Raw genomic sequence first — 20,831 nt, 5'->3', positions numbered from 1 at the left:
GCATGACGTCGGCCACGGCGGCAGGGGGCGTCAAGCCCCCTGCCGTTGGTAAGTCGCGCAAGAGTGTGACCGGCACCCGCAGGATCGTCGCGGCGCTGTTCCTGCTTCCCGCGCTCGTCCTGCTCGGCGCGCTCGTGGTGTACCCGATCGGGTACTCGGTGGTCCGCAGCTTCTACGACCAGTCCGGCGACGGCTTCGCCGGGATCGACAACTACAAGTCCCTCTTCACCGACGAGGGCATCCGCACCGCGCTGAAGAACAACGTCATCTGGGTGGTTTTCGCGCCGACGGTCGCGACGGCGCTCGGCCTGATCTTCGCGGTGCTGACCGAACGGGTGCGCTGGGGCACGGCCTTCAAGCTGGTCGTCTTCATGCCGATGGCGATCTCGATGCTGGCGGCGGGCATCATCTTCCGCCTGGTGTACGACCAGGACCCGGACAAGGGCGTCGCGAACGCGGTGTGGGTGGGCGTGCACGACACGTTCACCCAGGCGTCGGCGTTCCCGAAGGCCCACCCGGGCCGTCAGTCGCCGCTGGAACCGGCGGGCGGGGGCGCGTTCATCACCAAGTCGCCCGTCCGCGCGGGCGAGACCGTCTCGCTGCCCCTGGTGGGTGTCGCGCCGGACCTGATGCCGGACGGCGCGAAGCCCGCCGTGGCGGCGAAGCCCCAGCCGGACAAGATCACCGGCACGACCTGGCAGGACTTCACGCGGGGCAAGGGCGTCGGCAAGCTCAACAGCGTCGACGCGGCCGAACTGGGCTACGCCGGCATGAAGATCGAGGCCGTGAAGGACGGCAAGGTCGTGGCCTCGGCGACGGCCGCCGACGACGGCACCTTCACGCTGCCGGCCTCGGCCGACGGGGCCCTGCTCCGGCTTCCGGACAGCAACTTCAAGGAGCCGTACAACGGCCTGGACTGGCTCGGCCCGTCCCTGGTCACCCCGTCCATCATCGGCGCGTACATCTGGATGTGGGCGGGCTTCGCGATGGTGCTGATCGCGGCCGGGCTCGCGGGTGTGCCGCGCGAACTGCTGGAGGCGGCCAGGGTCGACGGCGCGAGTGAGTGGCAGGTGTTCAGACGGGTCACGGTGCCGCTGCTGGCGCCGGTCCTCGCGGTCGTCACCGTCACCCTGATGATCAACGTGCTGAAGGTCTTCGACCTGGTCTTCATCATCGCCCCCGGCTCCTCCCAGGACGACGCGAACGTCCTGGCCCTGGAGCTGTACCGCAAGGGCTTCTCCGAGGACCAGCCGGGCATCGCCAGCGCCATCTCGGTGTTCCTGCTGCTGCTCGTGATCCCGGTGATGTGGTTCAACGTGCGTCGGCTGAGGCGGGAGGTGCGGCGATGAAGGCGAAGCAGTCGCTGGGGTCCCGGCTCGCCGAAGGCGTCAGCGGTGGGCTGGTGAGGGTGTTGCTCATCGTCGTCGGCCTGTTCTGGCTGGTGCCGACGATCGGTCTGCTGCTGTCCAGTCTCCGCTCGCCCGAGGACATCGCGGCGAGCGGCTGGTGGAAGGTGTTCACCGAGCCGTCGCAGCTCACGTTCGACAGCTACGCCAAGCTGCTGGAGAACGAAGACATCACCAGCAGCCTGGTCAACACGGTGTGGATCACCGTGCCGGCGACCCTGCTGGTCGTCATCATCGGCTCGCTGGCGGGCTACGCCTTCGCCTGGATGGAGTTCCCCGGCCGCGACTGGTGGTTCCTGGGCGTGGTCGGCCTGTTGGTGGTGCCGGTGCAGGTCGCGCTGATCCCGATCGCCGAACTCTTCGGATCCATCGGCATCTTCGGCTCGGTGATCGGCGTGGTGCTCTTCCACGTCGGCTTCGGTCTGCCCTTCGCGGTGTTCCTGCTGCGGAACTTCTTCGCGGAGATCCCGAGGGAGCTGCTGGAGGCGGCGCGCCTGGACGGGGCGGGTGAACTGCGCCTGTTCTTCCGTGTGGTGATGCCGCTCGGCGCCCCGGCGATCGCGGCCCTCGGCATCTTCCAGTTCCTGTGGGTGTGGAACGACTTGCTGGTCGCGCTGATCTTCTCGGACTCGGGCAGCCAGCCGATCACGGTCGCACTCCAGACGCAGGTACGGCAGTTCGGCAACAACATCGACGTGCTGGCACCCGGCGCGTTCATCTCGATGGTGGTCCCACTGGTCGTCTTCTTCGCGTTCCAGCGGCAGTTCGTCTCCGGCGTGATGGCGGGAGCGGTCAAGTAGCGTTCAGCGCAAGACAGTTGGAGGGGCGGACCGGTCGCGGTCCGCCCCTTTCGCGTTCCCCCGGATGCCGTAGCCACCGTAACCAACTCGGCCCACCGGCCGTTCCCGGGCCGAACGCCCGCGCCGACCGATGGATGGCCTCTTGCCCAGGTTCAGTGTCATTGTCCCCGCGTACCAGGTTCAGGCGTACCTGCACGAGTGCCTCGAATCGGTGCTCTCCCAGTCCTGTCCCGATCTCGAACTGATCGTCGTCGACGACTGCTCGCCGGACGCGTGCGGCGCGATCATCGACGAGTTCGCCGCCCGCGACGCGCGCGTCCACCCCGTCCACCTGCAGGAGAACGTCGGCCTGGGCCGCGCGAGAAACGCCGGCGTGACCCACGCGAGCGGCGACTACCTGCTGTTCCTCGACAGCGACGACACCCTCACGCCCGACGCGCTGCGGTCCATCGCCGACCGGCTGAAGGAGACCGGCGACCCGGACGTCCTGGTCTTCGACTACGCGCGCACGTACTGGACGGGGGAGGCTGTCCGCAACCAGGGGGCCCTCCAGCTCACCGAGCAGGGCCCGGCCCCGTTCCGCCTGGAGGACCGGCCGGGCCTGCTGAGGCTGCTGATGGTCGCCTGGAACAAGGCCTACCGGCGGGAGTTCGTCGAGGAGAAGGGGTTCGCCTTCCCGCCCGGGTACTACGAGGACACGCCGTGGACGTACCCGGTGCTGATGACCGCGGAGTCGATCGCGACCCTCGACCGCGTCTGCGTGCACTACCGGCAGCGCCGGCAGGGCAGCATCCTGCGCACCACCAGCGAGCGGCACTTCGACGTCTTCGAGCAGTACGACCGGGTGTTCGCGTATCTGGACGAGCGGCCCGAACTGGCCCGGTGGCGGCCGGTGTTGTTCCGCCGCATGGTCCATCACCTGGCGATCGTGTACTCCCGCCCGGACCGGCTGCCCCGCGGCACGCACGCGGACTTCATGCGCCGGGCCCGGGCCCACTACCGCCGTTACCGCACCCCCGGTGTCCCGGTCCCCGTGCGCTGCCGGGTCCACCACACCCTGATCCGCTTCGGCCTGCACCGCACCTACCGCACGCTCCGGCTGGTGTCGGCCCTGCACCGCCGCGCCGCGCGGACCACCGGGAAGCTGCTGCGCGGTGTGCGGTCCGCCGCGCTCGGGCTCCACTACCGCGTCCAGCGCTGTCTCCCGCTGCGCGCCGACCGGGCCGTCTTCGCCGCCTACGACGGCCGCGGCCACAGCTGCAACCCCGGCGCGCTGGAGTCCGCGTTCCGCGATCTCGCGCCGCACGTCCGCACGGCGTGGATCGCCCGTCCCGAGCACCACCACACGATCCCGCCGGGCCCGCGCCGCCTCGTCCCGGGCACGGCCGCCTACTGGACGGCACTCGCCCGCTCCGCCTACCTGGTCAGCAACACCGACTTCGACCACCGCCTGGTCAAGCGCCGGGGCCAGACCCTGATCCAGACCGGGCAGGGCACCCCGCTGGGGCACATCGGCCTCGACCTCCAGGAGCGCCCGGCGGCGGCCCGGGGCAGGGACTTCGCCCGGCTGCTCAAGGACGTCGACCAGTGGGACTACGTGCTGTCCGCCAACCGCCACACCACCCTCACCCACGAGCGCGTCCACCCCGGCCGCTACACCACGCTGGAGTACGGCTACCCCCGCAACGACGTGTTCCGCACGGCGACCGAAGCGGACGTGGCCCGGCTGCGCGCCTCGCTCGGCATCCCGGAGGGCACGGTGGCGATCCTCTACGCGCCGACCCGCCGCGACTACCGCCGCTCCCAGCGCCACGCCCTCGACCTCCAGCGGATCGTGCGCCGCCTGGGCCCGCGCTTCATGGTGCTGGCCCGCGCCCACCACGCCTACGACGCCCCGCTGGCCGGCACCTGCGGCCGGGTCGTCGACGTCAGCGACCACCCGAGCGTCCAGTCGCTGTGCCTGGCCTCGGACGCCCTGGTCACGGACTACTCGTCGCTGATGTTCGACTACGCCAACCTGGACCGGCCGATCGTGATCCACGCCGACGACTGGGAGGCGTACGACGCCGCCCGCGGCACCTACTTCGACCTGCGCTCCTTCCCGCCGGGTGCGGTCGCGCGCGGCGAGGACGAGCTGATCGACATCTTCGCCACCGGCCACTGGCGCGGCTCCCGGTCGACCCAGCTGCGCTCGGCGTTCAGGGAGCGGTTCTGCACGTACGACGACGGCCGGGCCGCCGAGCGGGTCGTACGCCGGGTCGTCCTCGGGGAGTCCGACCTGCCGCCGGTCGTGCCGCTCGACGAGCGCCGGCCGGTGCCGTCCGCGGCGGCCTCGCTGGCGCGCGAGCCGCTCGCCACGGTGCCGCACCCGACCGGTCCGTCCGTCGTCACCGACCTCCTCTGAACCCGGTTCACACGCGTGGGAGTTCGCATGCCCTCCAGCCCGTCGCGGCCGACCCCGAGCCGGCCGCCCTCCTGGCGCCCGTCCGGGAGGCCGGGACGCCGCCGCGCCGCCTGACGCGGCCGTTCACTTCCGGTAGACCCTCGACAGAAAGAGCAGAATGCCCCGCTTCAGCATCGTCGTCCCGTCCCATGGGGTCGCGGGCCGGCTGTCCCAGGCGCTGGACTCGATCCTCACCCAGTCGTTCGGCGACTTCGAGCTGATCCCGGTGTGCGACGCGCCCGACTCGCCCGCGGCGGACGTCGTCGCCGGGTACGCCGAGCGGGACTCCCGGGTGACGCCGGTGCACTCTCCGCCGTCGGCCGGTCTGGCCGGGGCTCGCAACACCGGGCTGCGGTCGGCGGTCGGCGGTCATGTGCTGTTCCTCGACGGGGACGACGTCCTGGTCCCGGGGACGCTGGCGGCGCTGGACGCCCGGCTGGGCGCGGTGGGCGACGTCGACGTCCTGTACTTCGAGCACGAGCGCACCCCCTGGTGGGAGGGCGAGCCGGTCAACCCGGCCGCGCCCCTGCTGGCCGGGACACCGGACGGGGCCTTCTCCCCCGGCCGGGTCCCGCGGCTGACGGGCGTGGCGCTGCCGGCGTGGAGCGCGGCCTACCGCCGGGCCTTCCTCACCGAGCAGGGCCTCTCCTTCCCCGGGGACCACTTCACCGACACCGGGTTCGGCGGTCTGGTCGCCCTGCGGGCGGAGCGGGTGGCGGCCCTGCGCGCGGTCGTCGTCCGGCATCTGCTGCGCCGGCAGGGCAACCGCCTCAACCTGCCGGGGGAGCATCACGCCGAGCTGCTCGACCAGACCGAGCTGGTGCTGACGCGGGCCGCGGAGCAGGAGCTGCCCGCGGACCGGCTGGGGCCGCTGTTCGAGCAGCTCTTCGCCGCCGTACTGAAGACGGCCGCCCACCCCCGGCGGCTGCCGGCCGGGCGGCGCGCCTTCTTCCGCCGGGCGAGCGCGCTCTACCGGCAGCACCGCCCCGCGGGCTACCGGCCGCCCGGCGGCAGTCTCGGCGTCCAGCACCGGCTGCTGGCGGCCGGGTCGTACGCCGCGTTCCGCACCCTGCGCGCCGCCAACCGGCGGGCCGCGCGAGCCGCCGCGCTGCTGCCGCGCCCGAGGGGACTGCGCACCCGCCTGCGCTACGCGGCGGGCCTGCGTCTCCCCCTCGACGAGAACCTCGTCGTGTTCTGCGCGTACTGGGGCCGCGGCTACGCCTGCAACCCGGCCGCGATCCACGCCAAGGCCCGCGAACTCGCGCCACACCTGCGCTCGGTGTTCCTGGTGGAGCCGGGGGCGGTGGGCGCCGTGCCGCCGGACGTGGAGTACGCGGTGATCGGCAGCCGGAAGTACTGGCAGGTGCTGGCCCGCGCCAAGTACCTCGTCAACAACGCCAACTTCGCGGACGCCGTCGTCAAACGCCCCGGCAGCGTGCACCTGCAGACCCAGCACGGCACGCCGCTGAAGAAGATGGGCGCCGACCAGGCGACCTACCCCGTGGTGGCCGCGGCCACGGGCAGCTTCGCCAAGCTGCTGGCCCGGGTCGACCGCTGGGACTACAACCTCACCTCCAACCGGCACTCCACCGAGATGTGGGAGAAGGCGTTCCCCGGAGCGCACGAGACGCTGGAGTACGGCTATCCGCGCAACGACGTCTACTGCACGGCGTCCGCCGAGGACGTCGCCCGCGTCCGCAAGGAGCTGGGCGTCCCGGACGGCAGGAAGGCCCTGCTCTACGCGCCCACGCACCGCGACTACGCCACCGGCTTCGCGTCGGGCCTGGACCTGGCGGAGTTCTGCGAGGCGATCGGCGACGAGTACGTGGTGCTGCTGCGCGCCCACTACTTCTACGACCAGGGGGCGAGCCAGGGCGGCGGCCGGATCATCGACGTCACCGGACACCGCTCCTCGGAGGACGTGTGCCTGGCCGCCGACGCGCTGATCACCGACTACTCGTCGATCATGTTCGACTACGCCAACCTGGACCGGCCGATCGTCGTGTACGCCGACGACTGGGAGGTCTACCGGGAGGTCCGGGGCGTCTACTTCGACCTGATGCGGTTCCCGCCCGGCCGGGTCACCCGCACGCCCGAGGAACTGGCGGCCGTCTTCCGCGACGGCACCTGGGCGGACGAGTCCGCCACGGCCCTGCGCGCCGCGTTCCGGGAGCGCTTCTGCCAGTTCGACGACGGGCGGGCCGCCGAGCGCGTCGTACGCCGGGTGCTGCTGGGTCAGCCGCCCGAGTCGATCCCGCCCGTGATCCCGCTCGCGGAGCGCGTCCCGGCCCCCGCCGCCACCCTCGTGAGGAGCTGACCGAAGAAGTGCCCCGCTTCAGCATCATCGTCCCCGTCTACAAGGTGCAGGGCTTCCTGCGCGAGTGTCTCGACTCGGTGCTCGGCCAGTCGTTCGGCGACTTCGAGGTGATCGCCGTGGACGACCGCTCGCCCGACGGCAGCGGTGCGATCCTCGACGAGTACGCGGCCCGCGACGCCCGGGTGCGGGTGCTGCACCTGCCCGAGAACGTGGGCCTCGGCCGGGCCCGCAACGCCGGTCTGGAGCAGGCGGCCGGCGACTACGTCCTGTTCCTCGACAGCGACGACCACTACACGCCGGGCCTGCTGGCGGCCGTCGCCGCGCGCCTCGAGGTGACCGGCGAGCCGGACATCCTGGTCTTCGACCACGTGCGCACCCACTGGTGGGGCCGGGGCGGACGCAGCGAGGCGGCGGACCTGCTGGCCACCGCGGGCACGGACACCTTCGGCATCCGGGAGAGCCCGCAGTACCTGAACCTCTTCCTGGTCGCCTGGAACAAGGCGTACCGCCGGTCCTTCTTCCTGGAGCACGGCCTGCGGTACGCGCCGGGGCTGTACGAGGACGCGCCGGTCACCTACCGGTCGATGGTGCTGGCGGAGCGGATCGCCTGCCTGGACCGGATCGGGGTGGAGTACCGGCAGCGCAGGCAGGGCGCGATCACCAAGACGCCGGGGCGCCGGCACTTCGAGATCTTCCCGCAGTACGAGGGCCTGTTCGCCTTCCTGGAGCAGCGCCCCGACCTCGACTGGGCCCGGCCGCTGCTGCTGGAGCGGGCCCTGGACCACATGCTGTTCGTACTGTCCCGGGAGGACCGGGTGCGGCCCGCCGACCGGGGCGACTTCTACCGTGAGATCCGCTCCTTCCACCGCCGTCACCTCCCGGAGGGCGGCTTCCCGGAGCCGGACGGCTGGCGCGGGGTCGAGATGCGGCTGCTGGCGTCGGCGCCCTACGCGTCGTACGCCGCGGTGCGTGGCCTGCGGGACGTGCGCGCGGCCGCCCTGGGCGGGCGACGGCGGGTGGCGCGGAAGGCGTCGGACGTCGCCGTGCGCACCTGGTACCGGGCCCAGTCGAAGCGGCCCCTCGATCCGCATCTCGCCGTCTACTCGGCGACCCACCACCGGGGCGTGCTGGGCGACCCGGCCGCGATCCATGCCAAGGCGCGTGAGCTCGCCCCGCAGATCCGGGGCGTGTGGGTGGTCCGGGAGGACGCGGTGGACGCGCTGCCGCCCGGCATCGACCATGTGACCCCGGGCTCGCGGCGCTACCACGAGGTCATGGCGCGGGCCACGTACTGGGTGAACAACGTCAACTGGCCCGGCACCCTGGCCAAGCGGCCCGGCAGCGTCCACATCCACACCCACCAGGGCACCCCGCTCAAGTTCATGGGCGCGGACCTGCTGACCAAGCCGGGCGCCCGGCACGGCTTCGACGTGCCGCAGATGCTGCGCCGCGCCGACCGCTGGGACTACAGCCTGGTCGCCGGGCGGCACGCGGAGCGGGCCTGGGAGCGGGCGTACCCGTGCAACTTCACCTCGCTGCGGACCGGCAGCCCGCGCAACGACGTGCTCGTCGGCGCCGGCCCGGAGCGGGGCCGCGCCGTGCGTGAGCGGCTCGGCATCCCCGCCGACCACACGGTGGTGCTGTACGCGCCGACCCGCCGCGACTACCGGCGGGGCGGGCACGTGGACCGGTTCGACCTGGCCCGGTTCGCCGCGGACCTCGGCCCCGGCCACACGCTCGTCGTCCGCCTGCACCCGTCGCTGGCCCAGGGCGTGGCGCGCGGCCTGGGCCTTGTCGACCTGCACCGGCGGGGGGTGGTGGTGGACGCGACCGACGAGCCGCACGTCGAGGACGTGCTGCTCGCCTCCGACGCGCTGGTCACCGACTACTCCGCCCTGATGTTCGACTACGTGCTCCTCGACCGGCCGGTCGTGGTGCACGCCGACGACTGGGGCGCGTTCACGGCGAGCCGGGGCGCCTACTTCGACGTCACGGCCGACGCGCCGGGGCACGTGTCGCGCTCGTACCGGGAGCTGTCCTGGCTGTTCGCGTCCGGCACCTGGCAGGACGCGGAGTCGGCGCGGCTGCGGGCCGACTTCAGGGAGCGGTACTGCGAGTTCGAGGACGGGCAGGCCGCCGAGCGGGTCGTACGCCTGCTGATGCTGGGCGAGCGGAGCGGTGCGCTGCTGCCCGCGGCCCGCCGCACCCCGGGGCTGCCTGCCCCGTCCGGGGCGCTGGTCGAGCGATGAGAACTCCCGCCACCCCCGAGGCCCTTCCCTCCCTGCCCGGCCAGCGGGCCTCCTCGGCCCGGCCGCCGGCCGCCGTCGAGCGGCTGCGGCCGGTGCACTGGTGGCACGCGGCCCTGGTCGCCGTCCCGACCGCGGCCCTGTTCGTGCTGGGCTACCGGCGGCGCTGGATCTGCGACGACGGGCTGATCTACCTGCGTCCGGTCCGGCAGATCCTGGCGGGCAACGGGCCCGTGTTCAACGTCGGGGAACGGGCGGAGAGTTCGACCGGCACCCTGTGGCAGTGGCTGCTCGCGCTGGGCACCTGGGTCACCGGCGAGGACCCGGCGTTCCTCGCGGTCGGGCTGGGGCTGCTGCTGAGCACGGCCGGGTTCGGGCTCGCCCTGTACGCCACGGGCCGGCTGCACCGGGGCGCGGGGCTGCTGCTCCCGGCGGGTGTGTTCGTGCTGCTGGCCGTGCCGCCGTTCTGGTCGTACATGACCTCGGGCCTCGAGAGCGGCCTCGGCGTCTTCTGGACCGGCCTGTCGTGGTGGCTGCTGACGGGCACCCGGCGCGGTCAGCAGGCCCGGGTGACGTATGCCGCCGCCTTCGTGTTCGGGCTGGGGCCGCTGGTCCGGCCCGATCTCGCGGTGGTCACGGTGTGCTTCCTGGCGGCGCGGTGGTGGGTGCTGCGCCCGTCCCGGCGGGGTACCGCGGCGATGGCGGCCTCGGCGGTGGCGCTGCCGCTGGCGTACGAGGTGTTCCGGGCCGGGTACTACGGGATCCTGGTGCCGCTGCCCGCCATCGCCAAGGAGGCGAGCGCCAGCGACTGGGGCCGGGGCGCCGGCTATGTGCAGGAGACGCTCGGGCCGTACTGGCTGTGGCCCGTCGTGCCCGTGCTCGCCGCGCTGGCCGTCCTCCTCGTGCGACGCACCCGGACGGCCCGGCGGGACCGCGCCCCGGGGCGGGCCTCCCTCGCCGTGCTGCTGGCGCCGCTCGCGGCGGGTGCGCTGCTCGCCGCGTACGTCGTCCGCGTCGGCGGCGACTACATGCACGCCCGCATGATCCTGCCCGCCCTTCTGCTGCTGCTCCTGCCGGTCCTGGTCGTGCCCGCGACCAGGTTCACGGGGGTCGCGAGCGCACTGCTGCTGGTGTGGCTGTGCGCGGCGGTCAGCCCGCTGCGGGCACCGTTCGACGTGCGCAGCACGCCCGGCTCCTTCAACGTGCGCAGCTCCGACGTGGAGGGCCTCGGCGACCACAACCCGGTGCGCACCGCCACCTGGGTGGCCAACTGGCCGGCCCTGCCGGAGGGGCGCGGCATGCTGGCGCAGGCCGCGCGGGCGCCCCGGCCGACCCTGCTGTACTTCGACGCCGGGCGCCGGCTGCACGCCACGCCGATGCGCGAGGACTCCCCGTACCACGTGGTGATCGTGGGACGTCATCTCGGTGTCACGGGAGCCGCGGCGCCGCTCGACGCCTATGTCAACGACGCCTGGGGGCTCGCCAGTCCCGTCGGCGCGCATCTCGCGCTGGAGCGGTGGAGCTGGCCCGGGCACGAGAAGTTCCTGCGCAACCACTGGGTCTTCGCAGAGTGGGCGGTGGAGAACCCGCCGCAGCGGGACCTGCTGCGGGCCGGGGCCTCGCGGGAGGCGGTCGAGGCGGCCCGGGCGGCCCTGGGCTGCGGCGAGCTGGCCGAGCTGAGGGAGTCGGTGCGCGCGCCGCTCACCGCCGGGAGGTTCTGGCGGAACCTCACTGCGTCCTTCGAGCGGACGCAGTTCCGGTTCGCGCGCTGGCCGGCCGCGGCGGAGCGGGCGCTGTGCGACTGACGACGGCAGGCGGGTGTGTCGGCAGGTGGGCGCAGTCGCCTCACCCGATGAAGTGACCCGGGGTCAGGCCTCCGGCAGGGGCGGGAACATTCGGCGCATGCCCCAGTCCCTCCCCTTTCCGACAGTCCTGTGAGCGTCGGAGTCGTCGTCCGGCGGACCGTGCGCGGCGCGACGGCGCTGCGCGGCGGCCGCGTGGGGCGCCCGACCCCCTACCAGTTCTTCGGCGCCCTCTTCTGGCTGGTGATGACGCTGGCGTACTGGCGGGTCCCGCTGTGCTGTGACGCCGGTCAGCACGCGGCGGTCGTCGAGCGTCTCAAGGCCGATCTGCTGCATCCGGCCCACACCATGGCCGATCTGCCGGGCGAGGGCAGCCCGTACTACGGGCCGTACGCCGTCGCCCAGGGCGTCCTGGCGCGGCTGACGGGGCTGTCCGGCTGGGCGGTCGTGAAGCTCGCCGGGCCGGTGCATCTGCTGGTGCTGCTGACGGGGATCGGCCGCTTCGTCCGGACCCTCACTCCGCGCCCGTGGGCGCCGGTCCTGGCGCTGCTGTTCATGACGCTGCTGTGGGGCACCGCGCGGATCCTGTGGAGCGGCTACCTCGGGCTGATGCCGATGACGACGAACCTCGGCTATCCGTCCGCGGTCGCGATCGGGCTGACGTTCTGGGCGTGGGCCTGGACCTGCGTGCGCGCGCGGGAGGACGCCCCGTCCGTGCGGTTCGTCGGCCCGAGCGGGCTCGGCGGCTGGTGGGGGTACGCCGGGCTCGGCGCCCTGTACGGGCTGATCCTGCTCACCCACCCCGTCACGGCGGCCTCGGCGCTCGTCGGGGCGGTGGCGATCGTGGCGTCGCGGCAGCGGGGGTGGCGCCGGCCGGTCGTGGCCCGCTGGGCCCTCGCCGGTGCGGCCTGCGCGGCGGGCGCCGTGTCGTGGCCGTACTACGACGTCCTGTCGCTGGTGGGCGACACCGGCATGGACGCGATGCACCGGCAGCTGTACGAGGGGATGCTCGCCAACTCCTGGCTGGCGCTGGTCGGCCTGCCCGCGCTGTGGGTGCGGGCCCGCGCGTCGGTGCGTGACCCGCTGGTGCTGATGTTCCTGCTGGAGTGCCTGCTGGTGGCGTACGGCTGGGTGAGCGGGCACTACACGTACGCCAGGGCCCTGTGGGCCGTGCTGGTGCCGCTCCAGTTCGCGCCGGCGGTGGAGCTGGCGGCGCCCCGGCCGTGGCGGCGGGCCAGGAGGGTGCTGGGCGGGGCGGCGGCGGCCGGGGTGTGCGCCGGGTTCGTCACCGTGCACGCCGGGGCGGTCGTGCCGCGCTCGGTCGACCCGGTGGGGTTCGCGCAGCCGACGCGCTGGCCGTCGTACGACTGGGCGGCGCGGCACATCGGGCCGGGCGAGGTGGTGATCACCGACGGGTATCTGGCCAGTCACTCCATCGCCGGGTACGGGCCGAACCTCGCCGCGCCCATCTGGCCCGACCCCGCGCTCGACGAGCGGGAGCGGCGGCGCCGGGCGGCCGACGTGCGCGCCTACCTGGCCCGCGACGCGACCCGCGCCGAGCGGGCCGCCGTCGTCCGCCGCTATCACGTGCGCTGGCTGCTGCTGACGCGCTGGCACCCGGTGCCCGAGGAGGCCGTGGTGGTGGCGTGGAGCAGACGGACGGGGGAGGTGCTGGCGCGGGTCGGGGGGTGACGGGCCGATGCCTACTCGATGACGAGGTCGACCTCGATGTTGCCGCGCGTGGCGTTGGAGTACGGGCAGACCTGGTGGGCCTGCTCGACCAGCTTGCGGCCGGTCGCCTCGTCCACGCTGTCGGGGAGCTCCACGCGGAGGATGACGGCGAGCCCGAAGCCCTCGCCCTGCTTGCCTATGGAGACCTCGGCGGTCACGGCGGCGTCGCTGACGTCGACCTTGGCCTGGCGGCCGACGAGGCCGAGGGCGCTGCCGAAGCAGGCGGCGTACCCGGCGGCGAAGAGCTGCTCGGGGTTGGTGCCCTGGCCGTTGCCGCCCATCGCCTGGGGCACGCCCAGGGCGAGGTCGAGCACGCCGTCGGAGCTGACGGCCCGGCCGTCGCGGCCGTGGGTGGCGGTGGCGACAGCGGTGTAGAGCGCGTCCATGGAAAACCTTCCCTCTCACACGTCAACGTTCGGCGGCCCGCTTCCGGGCCGCCTGACACCCAGAATTAGAGCACACAATTAAGTTGTGTGCAATTGAATGGCGGGCACAAGCTACCCTGGAAGCATGAACACGCCGGACGACGACTGGCTCCGCCTGGACCAGCAGATCTGCTTCTCCCTGCACGCGGCCTCGCGCGCCTTCAACGGCGTCTACCGCGGGATCCTCAAGGACCTCGGGCTCACGTACCCGCAGTACCTGGTGATGCTGGTGCTGTGGGAGCACGACGAGCTGCCCGTCAAGAAGCTCGGTGAGCATCTGCGCCTGGACTCCGGCACGCTGTCGCCGCTGCTGAAGCGGCTGGAGGCGGCGGGACTCGTGCGGCGGGAGCGCAGCGCGCGCGACGAGCGGTCGGTGGAGGTGCGGCTGACCGAGGAGGGCACCGCACTGCGGGGGCGGGCGCTTCAGGTGCCGCGCCGGATCGCCGCCTCGACCGGCTTCGGGCCCGACGAGGTCCGCGCCCTGCGCGCCCGCCTCGACGAGCTCACCACGGCACTGGACGCGGCCGCGCTCGCGGAGCCGACGGGCGGTTCGCCGGCAGACGGGCGGTCGTAGCGGAGGCGGGGGTCTCGGTGGACGCCCCGGGCGGCTCATCGGCGGCCGGTACGTCGGGCATCAAGGGGCGCGGGGAACTGCGCGATCCACCACCGACGGCCGGCGCTCGACACGAAACCCCGAGCTGTCACGGCGCATGGCGAACGGCTCACCGGCGGTCGCCACCCCGGTGGACGGCTCGTCGGTGGCAGGTGCGTCCCCCAGGGCCCTCCGTACGTGGAGGCGGAGGACCACCCCACCCCGCGCGTGTTCCTCCCGGACCGTGAACTGCTCCGCCAGGACGGCCCGTTTCGCACGCTCGACCGGATCGCGCGGAGACCAGCGCGGGTCCAGCGCGTACGCCTCGGCGACGACCCACACACGGTCCACCGAGGCGAGCCGGTGCCGCAGCTGCTCGGGGGTCGCCTCACGACCCCACAGCGTCCCGGACCGGGGCGCCGACTCCCGCAGCGCGATGTCCCGCACCTGCCGGAACCCCTTCGGGTAGGCCAGCGCTGCGAGCCTTCCGACCGACGGCACGAACAGCACCGGGTCGCCGGGGCGCATCTGGCGGTGGGCGAGCGCGGAGACTGCGGCGAGGTTGTCCGGGCGGTGAGCGGCGGACCGGTCCTGGCGGTGGACGGGGAGCTGGTGGACGAAGGTGACGATGAGGGCGAGGACGCCGGTGACGCCCAGCAGGGCGTGCACCTGCCGGCCGCCGACCCGCACCCGGCGCCCGTCGAACCGCACCCGGCCCAGCGCTCCGGCCACCCGCCCGGCGCCGGCGGCCACCAGCAGGGACGCTCCCGCGAGGGAGTAGAGCACGTACCGGTCGTGGAACAGCGGCCTCGCCTGCGACACGGTCATCAGGATCCCCGGCGGCACGAGCAGCAGCGGGAGCGCGACCGCCGCCAGCGCCCGCGCCCGGAGCCCGACGGCCATCAGCAGCAGCGACGCCCAGAACACCACCCCATCCGGGCTCGGCGAGAAGTTCCGCACCAGTCTCTCCGCCCTGTCCCACCCGGGCGTCACCAGCCACGCCACCTGCGCGGACTGCCCCTGCGACACCCACACCAGCGGCAGCAGAACCAGCACGGCCGCCCCGGCCGCACGCGCCCACCCCGACCACACCGCCCTCGGCACCCGCGTCAGGGCCAGCGTCAGCGCGTGCGCGCAGAGCACCAGCACCGCCAGCTCGTGCAGCAGACAGGTCAGGGTGACGACGGTCCCGTACGGCCACCAGGCCCGGGCGGTCGCCGCCTCCACTGCCCTGAGCAGCAGCAGCGTCGCCCCCGTCACGCCCGCGGCGACGAGCGCGTACGACCGTCCCTCCTGGGCGTAGTGGCCGGTCATCGGCGTGATCGCGTAGAGGAGACCGGCCCACAGGCCGACCATCGGCCCGGCCAGCCGGACGCCGAGGGCCGCGACCAGGCCGGCGGTCGCCGTCGCCGCGCACACCGACGGCAGACGCAGGACGACCTCGCCCGGGTGGACGGTGAGGACGGCGTGCATGAACAGGTAGTACAGGCCGTGCACCGCGTCCACGTCGTGCAGCAGCCGCCAGATCTGCGGCACCGTGCGCTGCGCGACCTGGAAGGTGACGCTCTCGTCGCCCCACATGCCGCCGCGGTCCAGGCCCCACAGCCCGATCCCCGCCATCACCGCCATGGGAACCGCCACGGGCACCACACCCGCGAACCGGCCGCTCCCCGTCGACTGTCCGCTCGTCACGGCCCGATTCTGTGCCGTTGCACAGGTTTTGGTGACACTTGATGGTGTGTTACCACTTTCATGTCATTCGCCCGGCTTACGATCCGCCGTAATGGATGCCGTGCAGAACCCCGAGAGGCCTCTCCCCCAGGTCGCCGTCGTGGTCATCGGTTACGACGACGCCGCGCATGTGACGGACGCCGTGCGCTCGGCGCTCGCCCAGGGCCCGGCCGTGCGCGAGGTCGTGGCCGTCGACGACTGCTCGACGGACGGCAGCGCCGATCTGCTCGACCGGCTCGCCGCGTCGGAACCCCGCCTGAAGGTCAACCGCCGCCGGGCCAACAGCGGCGGCTGCGGCACCCCGCGCAACACCGGTCTCGACGCGGTGACGTCGCCGTACGTGATGTTCCTGGACAGCGACGACGTCCTGCCGCCCGGCGCGGTCGGCGCGCTGCTCGACGCGGCGACGGGCGCGCACGCGGAGGTCGCGAGCGGCCTGTGCGTACGCCGGGAACTGCCGTCGGGGCGCGAAGTGCCCTGGCAGGCGCGCCTGTACGCGCTGCACGCCGTGGTACCGCACCCCGCGCAACGCCCGCTCCTGGTCCACGACACCCTCTGCGTCAACAAGCTCTACCGCACCGGTTTCCTGCGCGAGCACGGCATCCGCTTCCCCGAGGGCCGCTTCCCGTACGAGGACGTCGTCTTCACCGCGCGCGTGCTGGCCGCGGCCCCGCGCATCGCACTGGTCCCGGACCGGGTGTACGTCTGGCACGTGCGCCGGTCCGCCGAGCGGCTGTCGATCTCGCTGGACCGGGCCGGCGTCGAGAACTGGCGGGCCCGCACGGAGGCGTGCCGGCAGGCGTACGAGGCCCTGCTGGGCGCCGGGCAGAAGGAACTCGCCCGGGTCGCGCGCGCCAAGTTCCTCGACCACGACCTGCGGATGTACATGCGGGAACTGGGGTTGCGCGACGCCGCCTACCGGCGCGCGTGGTGGGAGCTCACGCGGGCACATCTCGCCGCGTACGACGCGGACGACTGGGCCCGCAACCCGGCCGCTCCCGGCCGGCTGGTGGGGCGGGTCGTCCTGGCCTCGCCGGAGCCGCGCGACCTGCCCCGGCTGCGGGAGCTGGCGGCCCGCCCGGCCCGGCTGTGCCCGCCGTACGCCCGGGCCGCCGACGGCACGCCCGTCTGGTCGGAGGACCTCCCGCAGGTCTCCCTGGAGCCCCTGCTCACCCGGCCCGTGCACGTGCTGCCCCTCGCCGTCGACGCGGAGCTGCGGCCACGCGCGCGTGGCGCCCGGCTCCGGCTGCGTCTGCACGAGCTGTACGGCCGGGTGGCGCAGGCGGGCCCGGAGGCGGTGGAGGTGGAGTGGCGGCACCGGGACGACGGGGACGAGGCGGTCCGCCGGACGACCGAGCTGGCGCCGTCGGCCGGCACCTGGTCGGCGGAGACGACCGTGGACCTCCCGGCGCTGGCCGCGCCCGGCGTGGGCACCTGGGACCTGCGCCTTCGGATCCGCTTCCGCGACGGTGTGAGCCGCGAGGTCACGGCGCACGCCCTCACGGGCGCCGGTCTGCTGGGCCGCAGCGCCGTCCCGAGCGCGCGGCACGGCGTGGTACTCGTGCAGCCGTACGCCACCCATTCGGGTGCGCTGGCGCTGCGCGTGGCGCCCGGCGCACGCGGTGTGCTCTCCGTCGCACGCGGAAGGCTGCGCCGCCTGCTTCACTGAGGGCACGACGACGTATCGGCACAGAGCACCACCACATGGGCCAACTGACGAGGGGACGGCCGCACATGACCTGGTTGATCACCGGCGGCGCCGGCTACATCGGAGCGCACGTCGTACGGGCGATGACCGCGGCGGGGGAGCGGGCGGTGGTGTACGACGACCTGTCCACCGGTATCGCCGAGCGCGTGCCCGGCGGGGTGCCGCTGGTGGTGGGCTCCACGCTGGACGGCGAGCGGCTCGCGCACACCCTCGCGGACCACGCGGTCACCGGCGTCGTCCACCTCGCGGCGAAGAAGCAGGTGGGCGAGTCGGTCGAACGGCCGCTGCACTACTACCGGGAGAACGTCGAGGGCCTGCGGGTCCTGCTGGACGCGGTGACGGCTGCGAAGGTGGCGTCCTTCGTCTTCTCCTCCTCGGCGGCGGTGTACGGCATGCCGGACGTGGACCTGGTCACGGAGGAGACGCCCTGCGTGCCGATGTCGCCGTACGGCGAGACGAAGCTGGCCGGTGAGTGGCTGGTGCGCGCCACGGGCCGGGCGACCGGGCTGTCGACCGCGGCCCTGCGCTACTTCAACGTGGCAGGGGCGGCGAGCCCGGAGCTCGCGGACGTCGGCGTGTTCAACCTCGTCCCCATGGTCTTCGAGAAGCTCACCCAGGACGCGCCGCCGCGCGTCTTCGGCGACGACTATCCGACCCCGGACGGCACCTGCGTACGCGACTACATCCACGTCGTCGACCTGGCCGAGGCCCATGTCGCCGCTGCCCGGGTGCTGCGCTCCTCCCCCGGCCGCAGCCTCACGCTCAACATCGGCCGGGGCGAGGGCGTCTCCGTCCGCGAGATGATCGACCGCATCAACGGGGTGACCGGCTACGACCGGCCGCCCACGGTCACGTCCCGCCGCCCGGGCGACCCGGCCCGCGTCGTCGCCTCGGCCGACCGCGCCGCCGCGGAGCTCGGCTGGAAGGCCCGGCACGACGTCCAGGACATGATCACGTCGGCGTGGGAGGGCTGGGTACGCCTGCATCCGGAGGCGGCGCGGGGCTGATCCGAGCTGTCCCGCAGGACTACCAGGACTACAACGCCTTCAACGCCCCCGCCGTGGCCCGGGCCAGCGACCCCAGGTACCCCTTGGGCAGCTTCGGGCTGCGGATCACCACCGAGCGCCAGTAGAGCGGGCCGGAGATCAGGTCGAGGGCCAGGTCGCGGTCGATGCCCCGGCGGAGTTCGCCGCGGGCTTCCGCCGCCGTGACGATGCCGGTGGCGACGCCGTCCTGGCCCTCGCGCAGGGCCTTCTGGAGGGCCTCGGCGATGTCCGGGTTGCGGGCCGCCTCGGCCTGGAGGTCGGGGATGACCTGCGAGGCGACGGGGTGGCGCAGAGCGCGGGACGTCACCTCGTACAGCAGCCGCAGATCCCCCTCCAGGGAGCCGGTGTCCGGCACGGGCAGGCCCTGCACGGCGAGCGCCGAGACGATGTCGAGGACCAGGTGCAGCTTGGAGCGCCAGCGGCGGTACACCGCCGTCTTCCCGACCCCGGCCCGGCGTGCGATCCCCTCGATGGACATCCGCGCGTAGCCGACGGCCGCGAGCTCCTCGAAGACGGCCGCCCGGATGGCTTCCGTCACGTCCTCCCGCAGTACGGCGGCCCCCGCGGGGGCCCGGCGGCGCGGGGGCTGCTGGGGCTCGTCGGGCTTCGTCGTCATGCCGACAGCATAGGGCGTCACGACGAAACGGTTGCGTTCCGACGTGCCGACGGCATACGCTCGCGTTACGACGATACGGTCCCGTCCCGACGTAAGAAGTCGTGAAGAGTCCGGTAAGAACCGCCTCATCCCCTCGCTCTTCACGACCCCACAGGTCCCACACCCCCCGAACGAAAGCAGCGGATGTGAGCCAGGTCCTCCACACACCGCCCCAAGCACCGGCCCCGGCCGACGACGACCTCGCGGCCCTCGCCGCCCGCCACGGCCTCTCCGTCAGCGGCGCCCGTCCCGCCCTGCCCGAGTACGTCCGCCAGCTGTGGGCCCGCCGCCACTTCATCACCGCGTTCGCCACCGCCAAGCTCACCGCCCAGTACAGCCAGGCGAAGCTCGGCCAGGTCTGGCAGGTGATGACCCCGCTGCTGAACGCGGCGGTCTACTACTTCATCTTCGGCGTACTGCTCGGCACCAAGCACGGCGTGCCGGACTACATCCCGTTCCTGGTCACGGGCGTGTTCATCTGGACGTTCACGCAGAGCTCGATCATGGCGGGCACCCGCGCCATCTCCGGCAACCTCGGCCTGGTGCGCGCCCTGCACTTCCCGCGCGCCGCGCTGCCCCTGTCGTTCTGCCTCCAGCAGCTCCAGCAGCTGCTGTTCTCGATGGGCGCCCTGGTCGTCATCCTGCTCTGCTTCGGCGTGCCGGTCAGCGCGTCCTGGCTGCTGGCGGTGCCGGCGCTGTTCCTGCAGTTCACGTTCAACGCGGGCGTCTCCATGGTCATGGCCCGGATGGGCGCCAAGACGCCGGACATCGCCCAGCTGATGCCGTTCGTGCTGCGCACCTGGATGTACGTCTCGGGCGTCATGTGGAGCATCGACAAGCTGGCGCAGAAGGACAGCCTCCCGCACGTGGTGACCGTGGCGCTGGCGGCCAACCCGGCCGCCGTCTACATCGACCTGATGCGCTTCGCCCTGATCGACAGCTTCCACGCGAGCCAGCTCCCGGCCCACGTGTGGGCGCTCGCCGCCGGCTGGGCGCTGGTCGCCGGTGTCGGCGGCTTCATCTACTTCTGGAAGGCTGAGGAGACGTACGGCCGTGGCTGACCTCACCAACGACAGGATCCCCACCGTCGTCGCCGACGGCGTCGACATCGTCTACCGCGTCAACGGCACCGGCGCCGGACGCGGCTCCGCGACCGCCGCCCTCAACCGCATCGTGCGCCGCAAGCAGACGGAGAAGGCGTCGGGCGTGCGCCGGGTGCACGCCGTGAGGAACGTGTCCTTCGTCGCGTACCGGGGCGAGGCCATCGGCCTGATCGGCACCAACGGTTCCGGCAAGTCGACCCTGCTGAAGGCCGTCGCCGGGCTCCTCCCCGTGGAGAACGGCCACATCTACACCGACGGCCAGCCCTCCCTGCTCGGCGTCAACGCGGCCCTGATGAACGACCTGACCGGCGAGCGCAACGTGTACCTCGGCGGCCTGGCCATGGGCATGTCCCGCGAGCAGGTCAGGGACCGCTACCAGGAGATCGTCGACTTCTCGGGCATCAACGAGAAGGGCGACTTCATCACGCTGCCGATGCGCACGTACTCCTCCGGCATGGCGGCGCGGCTGCGGTTCTCCATCGCCGCCGCCAAGGACCACGACGTCCTGCTGATCGACGAGGCGCTGGCCACCGGTGACCGCTCCTTCCAGAAGCGCTCCGAGGACCGCATCCGCGAGCTGCGCAAGCACGCCGGGACGGTGTTCCTGGTCAGCCACAACAACAAGTCGATCCGCGACACCTGCGACCGCGTGCTGTGGCTGGAGCGCGGGGAGCTGCGCATGGACGGGCCGACGGAGGACGTCCTGAAGGAGTACGAGGCCTTCACCGGTGACAAGTCCCCCAAGGCCAAGCCGAAGCCCACGGTGCCCGTTCCCTCGTGAGGCGGACCCCGGCCGGTCCTTTTGCCGCATTGATGGCACCATGAC

General features: G+C 73.0%; 15 protein-coding genes. 12 read left to right on the top strand and 3 right to left on the bottom strand.

Features of this window, described 5'->3' with window-relative positions; translation table 11 throughout:
- The first annotated feature begins 2 nt into the window (after positions 1-2).
- The 7 genes from MQE23_RS27155 to MQE23_RS27125 all read left to right on the top strand — a co-directional run bounded on the left by MQE23_RS27155 (position 3) and on the right by MQE23_RS27125 (position 12,706).
- Positions 3-1,349 carry a sugar ABC transporter permease gene (locus MQE23_RS27155; RefSeq protein ID WP_243380523.1) on the top strand — a complete coding sequence of 449 codons (1,347 nt, stop codon included), beginning with the start codon at positions 3-5 and terminating at the stop codon, positions 1,347-1,349.
- Positions 1,346-2,206, top strand: a complete 861-nt coding sequence (locus MQE23_RS27150; RefSeq protein WP_020272238.1) for a carbohydrate ABC transporter permease — start codon at positions 1,346-1,348, stop codon at positions 2,204-2,206. Before MQE23_RS27155 ends, MQE23_RS27150 begins: the two co-directional genes overlap by 4 nt.
- A 142-nt stretch (positions 2,207-2,348) precedes the next feature.
- Complete coding sequence (locus MQE23_RS27145) at positions 2,349-4,610, top strand: bifunctional glycosyltransferase family 2 protein/CDP-glycerol:glycerophosphate glycerophosphotransferase (protein WP_037668818.1); 2,262 nt, start codon at positions 2,349-2,351, stop codon at positions 4,608-4,610.
- A 157-nt stretch (positions 4,611-4,767) separates the two neighbouring features.
- Positions 4,768-6,966, top strand: coding sequence for a CDP-glycerol glycerophosphotransferase family protein (locus MQE23_RS27140; RefSeq protein WP_243380522.1), 2,199 nt, complete (start codon positions 4,768-4,770; stop codon positions 6,964-6,966).
- Between the two features lie 8 nt (positions 6,967-6,974).
- Positions 6,975-9,215 carry a bifunctional glycosyltransferase family 2 protein/CDP-glycerol:glycerophosphate glycerophosphotransferase gene (locus MQE23_RS27135; protein ID WP_020272233.1) on the top strand — a complete coding sequence of 747 codons (2,241 nt, stop codon included), beginning with the start codon at positions 6,975-6,977 and terminating at the stop codon, positions 9,213-9,215.
- Positions 9,212-11,017 (top strand): hypothetical protein, encoded by a 1,806-nt coding sequence (locus MQE23_RS27130; protein ID WP_243380521.1) that lies wholly within the window; start codon positions 9,212-9,214, stop codon positions 11,015-11,017. Before MQE23_RS27135 ends, MQE23_RS27130 begins: the two co-directional genes overlap by 4 nt.
- A 129-nt stretch (positions 11,018-11,146) precedes the next feature.
- The gene (locus tag MQE23_RS27125; RefSeq protein ID WP_020276255.1) at positions 11,147-12,706 is read left to right on the top strand and encodes a hypothetical protein; all 1,560 of its coding nucleotides are present in this window, start codon (positions 11,147-11,149) and stop codon (positions 12,704-12,706) included.
- A gap of 11 nt (positions 12,707-12,717) precedes the next feature.
- Here the strand turns inward: MQE23_RS27125 and MQE23_RS27120 are convergent, their stop codons facing one another.
- On the bottom strand, positions 12,718-13,131 hold the full coding sequence (locus tag MQE23_RS27120; RefSeq protein WP_020276254.1) for an organic hydroperoxide resistance protein: 414 nt from the start codon (positions 13,129-13,131) through the stop codon (positions 12,718-12,720).
- Between the two features lie 124 nt (positions 13,132-13,255).
- Between MQE23_RS27120 and MQE23_RS27115 the strand changes: the two genes are divergently transcribed.
- The gene (locus MQE23_RS27115) at positions 13,256-13,744 is read left to right on the top strand and encodes a MarR family transcriptional regulator (RefSeq protein WP_020276253.1); all 489 of its coding nucleotides are present in this window, start codon (positions 13,256-13,258) and stop codon (positions 13,742-13,744) included.
- A 60-nt stretch (positions 13,745-13,804) separates the two neighbouring features.
- On the opposite strand, the gene MQE23_RS27110 is transcribed toward MQE23_RS27115, so the two are convergent.
- Positions 13,805-15,391, bottom strand: a complete 1,587-nt coding sequence (locus MQE23_RS27110) for a glycosyltransferase family 39 protein (RefSeq protein WP_243382769.1) — start codon at positions 15,389-15,391, stop codon at positions 13,805-13,807.
- 154 nt (positions 15,392-15,545) lie between these two features.
- Here MQE23_RS27110 and MQE23_RS27105 point away from each other — a divergent pair, with 154 nt between their 5' ends.
- A complete protein-coding gene (locus MQE23_RS27105; protein ID WP_243380520.1) occupies positions 15,546-17,162 on the top strand; it encodes a glycosyltransferase family 2 protein in 1,617 nt (538 codons plus the stop codon).
- Positions 17,163-17,227: 65 nt separating this feature from the next.
- A complete protein-coding gene (gene galE, locus MQE23_RS27100; protein WP_243380519.1) occupies positions 17,228-18,208 on the top strand; it encodes a UDP-glucose 4-epimerase GalE in 981 nt (326 codons plus the stop codon).
- Between the two features lie 28 nt (positions 18,209-18,236).
- On the opposite strand, the gene MQE23_RS27095 is transcribed toward galE, so the two are convergent.
- Entirely contained in the window at positions 18,237-18,863 is a 627-nt protein-coding gene (locus tag MQE23_RS27095; RefSeq protein ID WP_020276249.1) for a TetR/AcrR family transcriptional regulator, read from the bottom strand.
- A gap of 185 nt (positions 18,864-19,048) precedes the next feature.
- Between MQE23_RS27095 and MQE23_RS27090 the strand changes: the two genes are divergently transcribed.
- Positions 19,049-19,963: an ABC transporter permease gene (locus MQE23_RS27090; RefSeq protein WP_020276248.1), complete on the top strand. Its 915-nt coding sequence runs from the start codon at positions 19,049-19,051 to the stop codon at positions 19,961-19,963.
- Positions 19,956-20,786 carry an ABC transporter ATP-binding protein gene (locus MQE23_RS27085; RefSeq protein ID WP_243380518.1) on the top strand — a complete coding sequence of 277 codons (831 nt, stop codon included), beginning with the start codon at positions 19,956-19,958 and terminating at the stop codon, positions 20,784-20,786. The genes MQE23_RS27090 and MQE23_RS27085 overlap by 8 nt, the downstream gene beginning before the upstream one ends.
- Positions 20,787-20,831: the final 45 nt, after the last annotated feature.

Source organism: Streptomyces sp. HP-A2021, from assembly GCF_022807935.1.
GTDB classification, from domain to species: domain Bacteria; phylum Actinomycetota; class Actinomycetes; order Streptomycetales; family Streptomycetaceae; genus Streptomyces; species Streptomyces afghaniensis.
The sequence above is the reverse complement of the archived record's forward strand: the minus strand, read 5'-3'. Positions and strand labels throughout refer to the sequence as shown.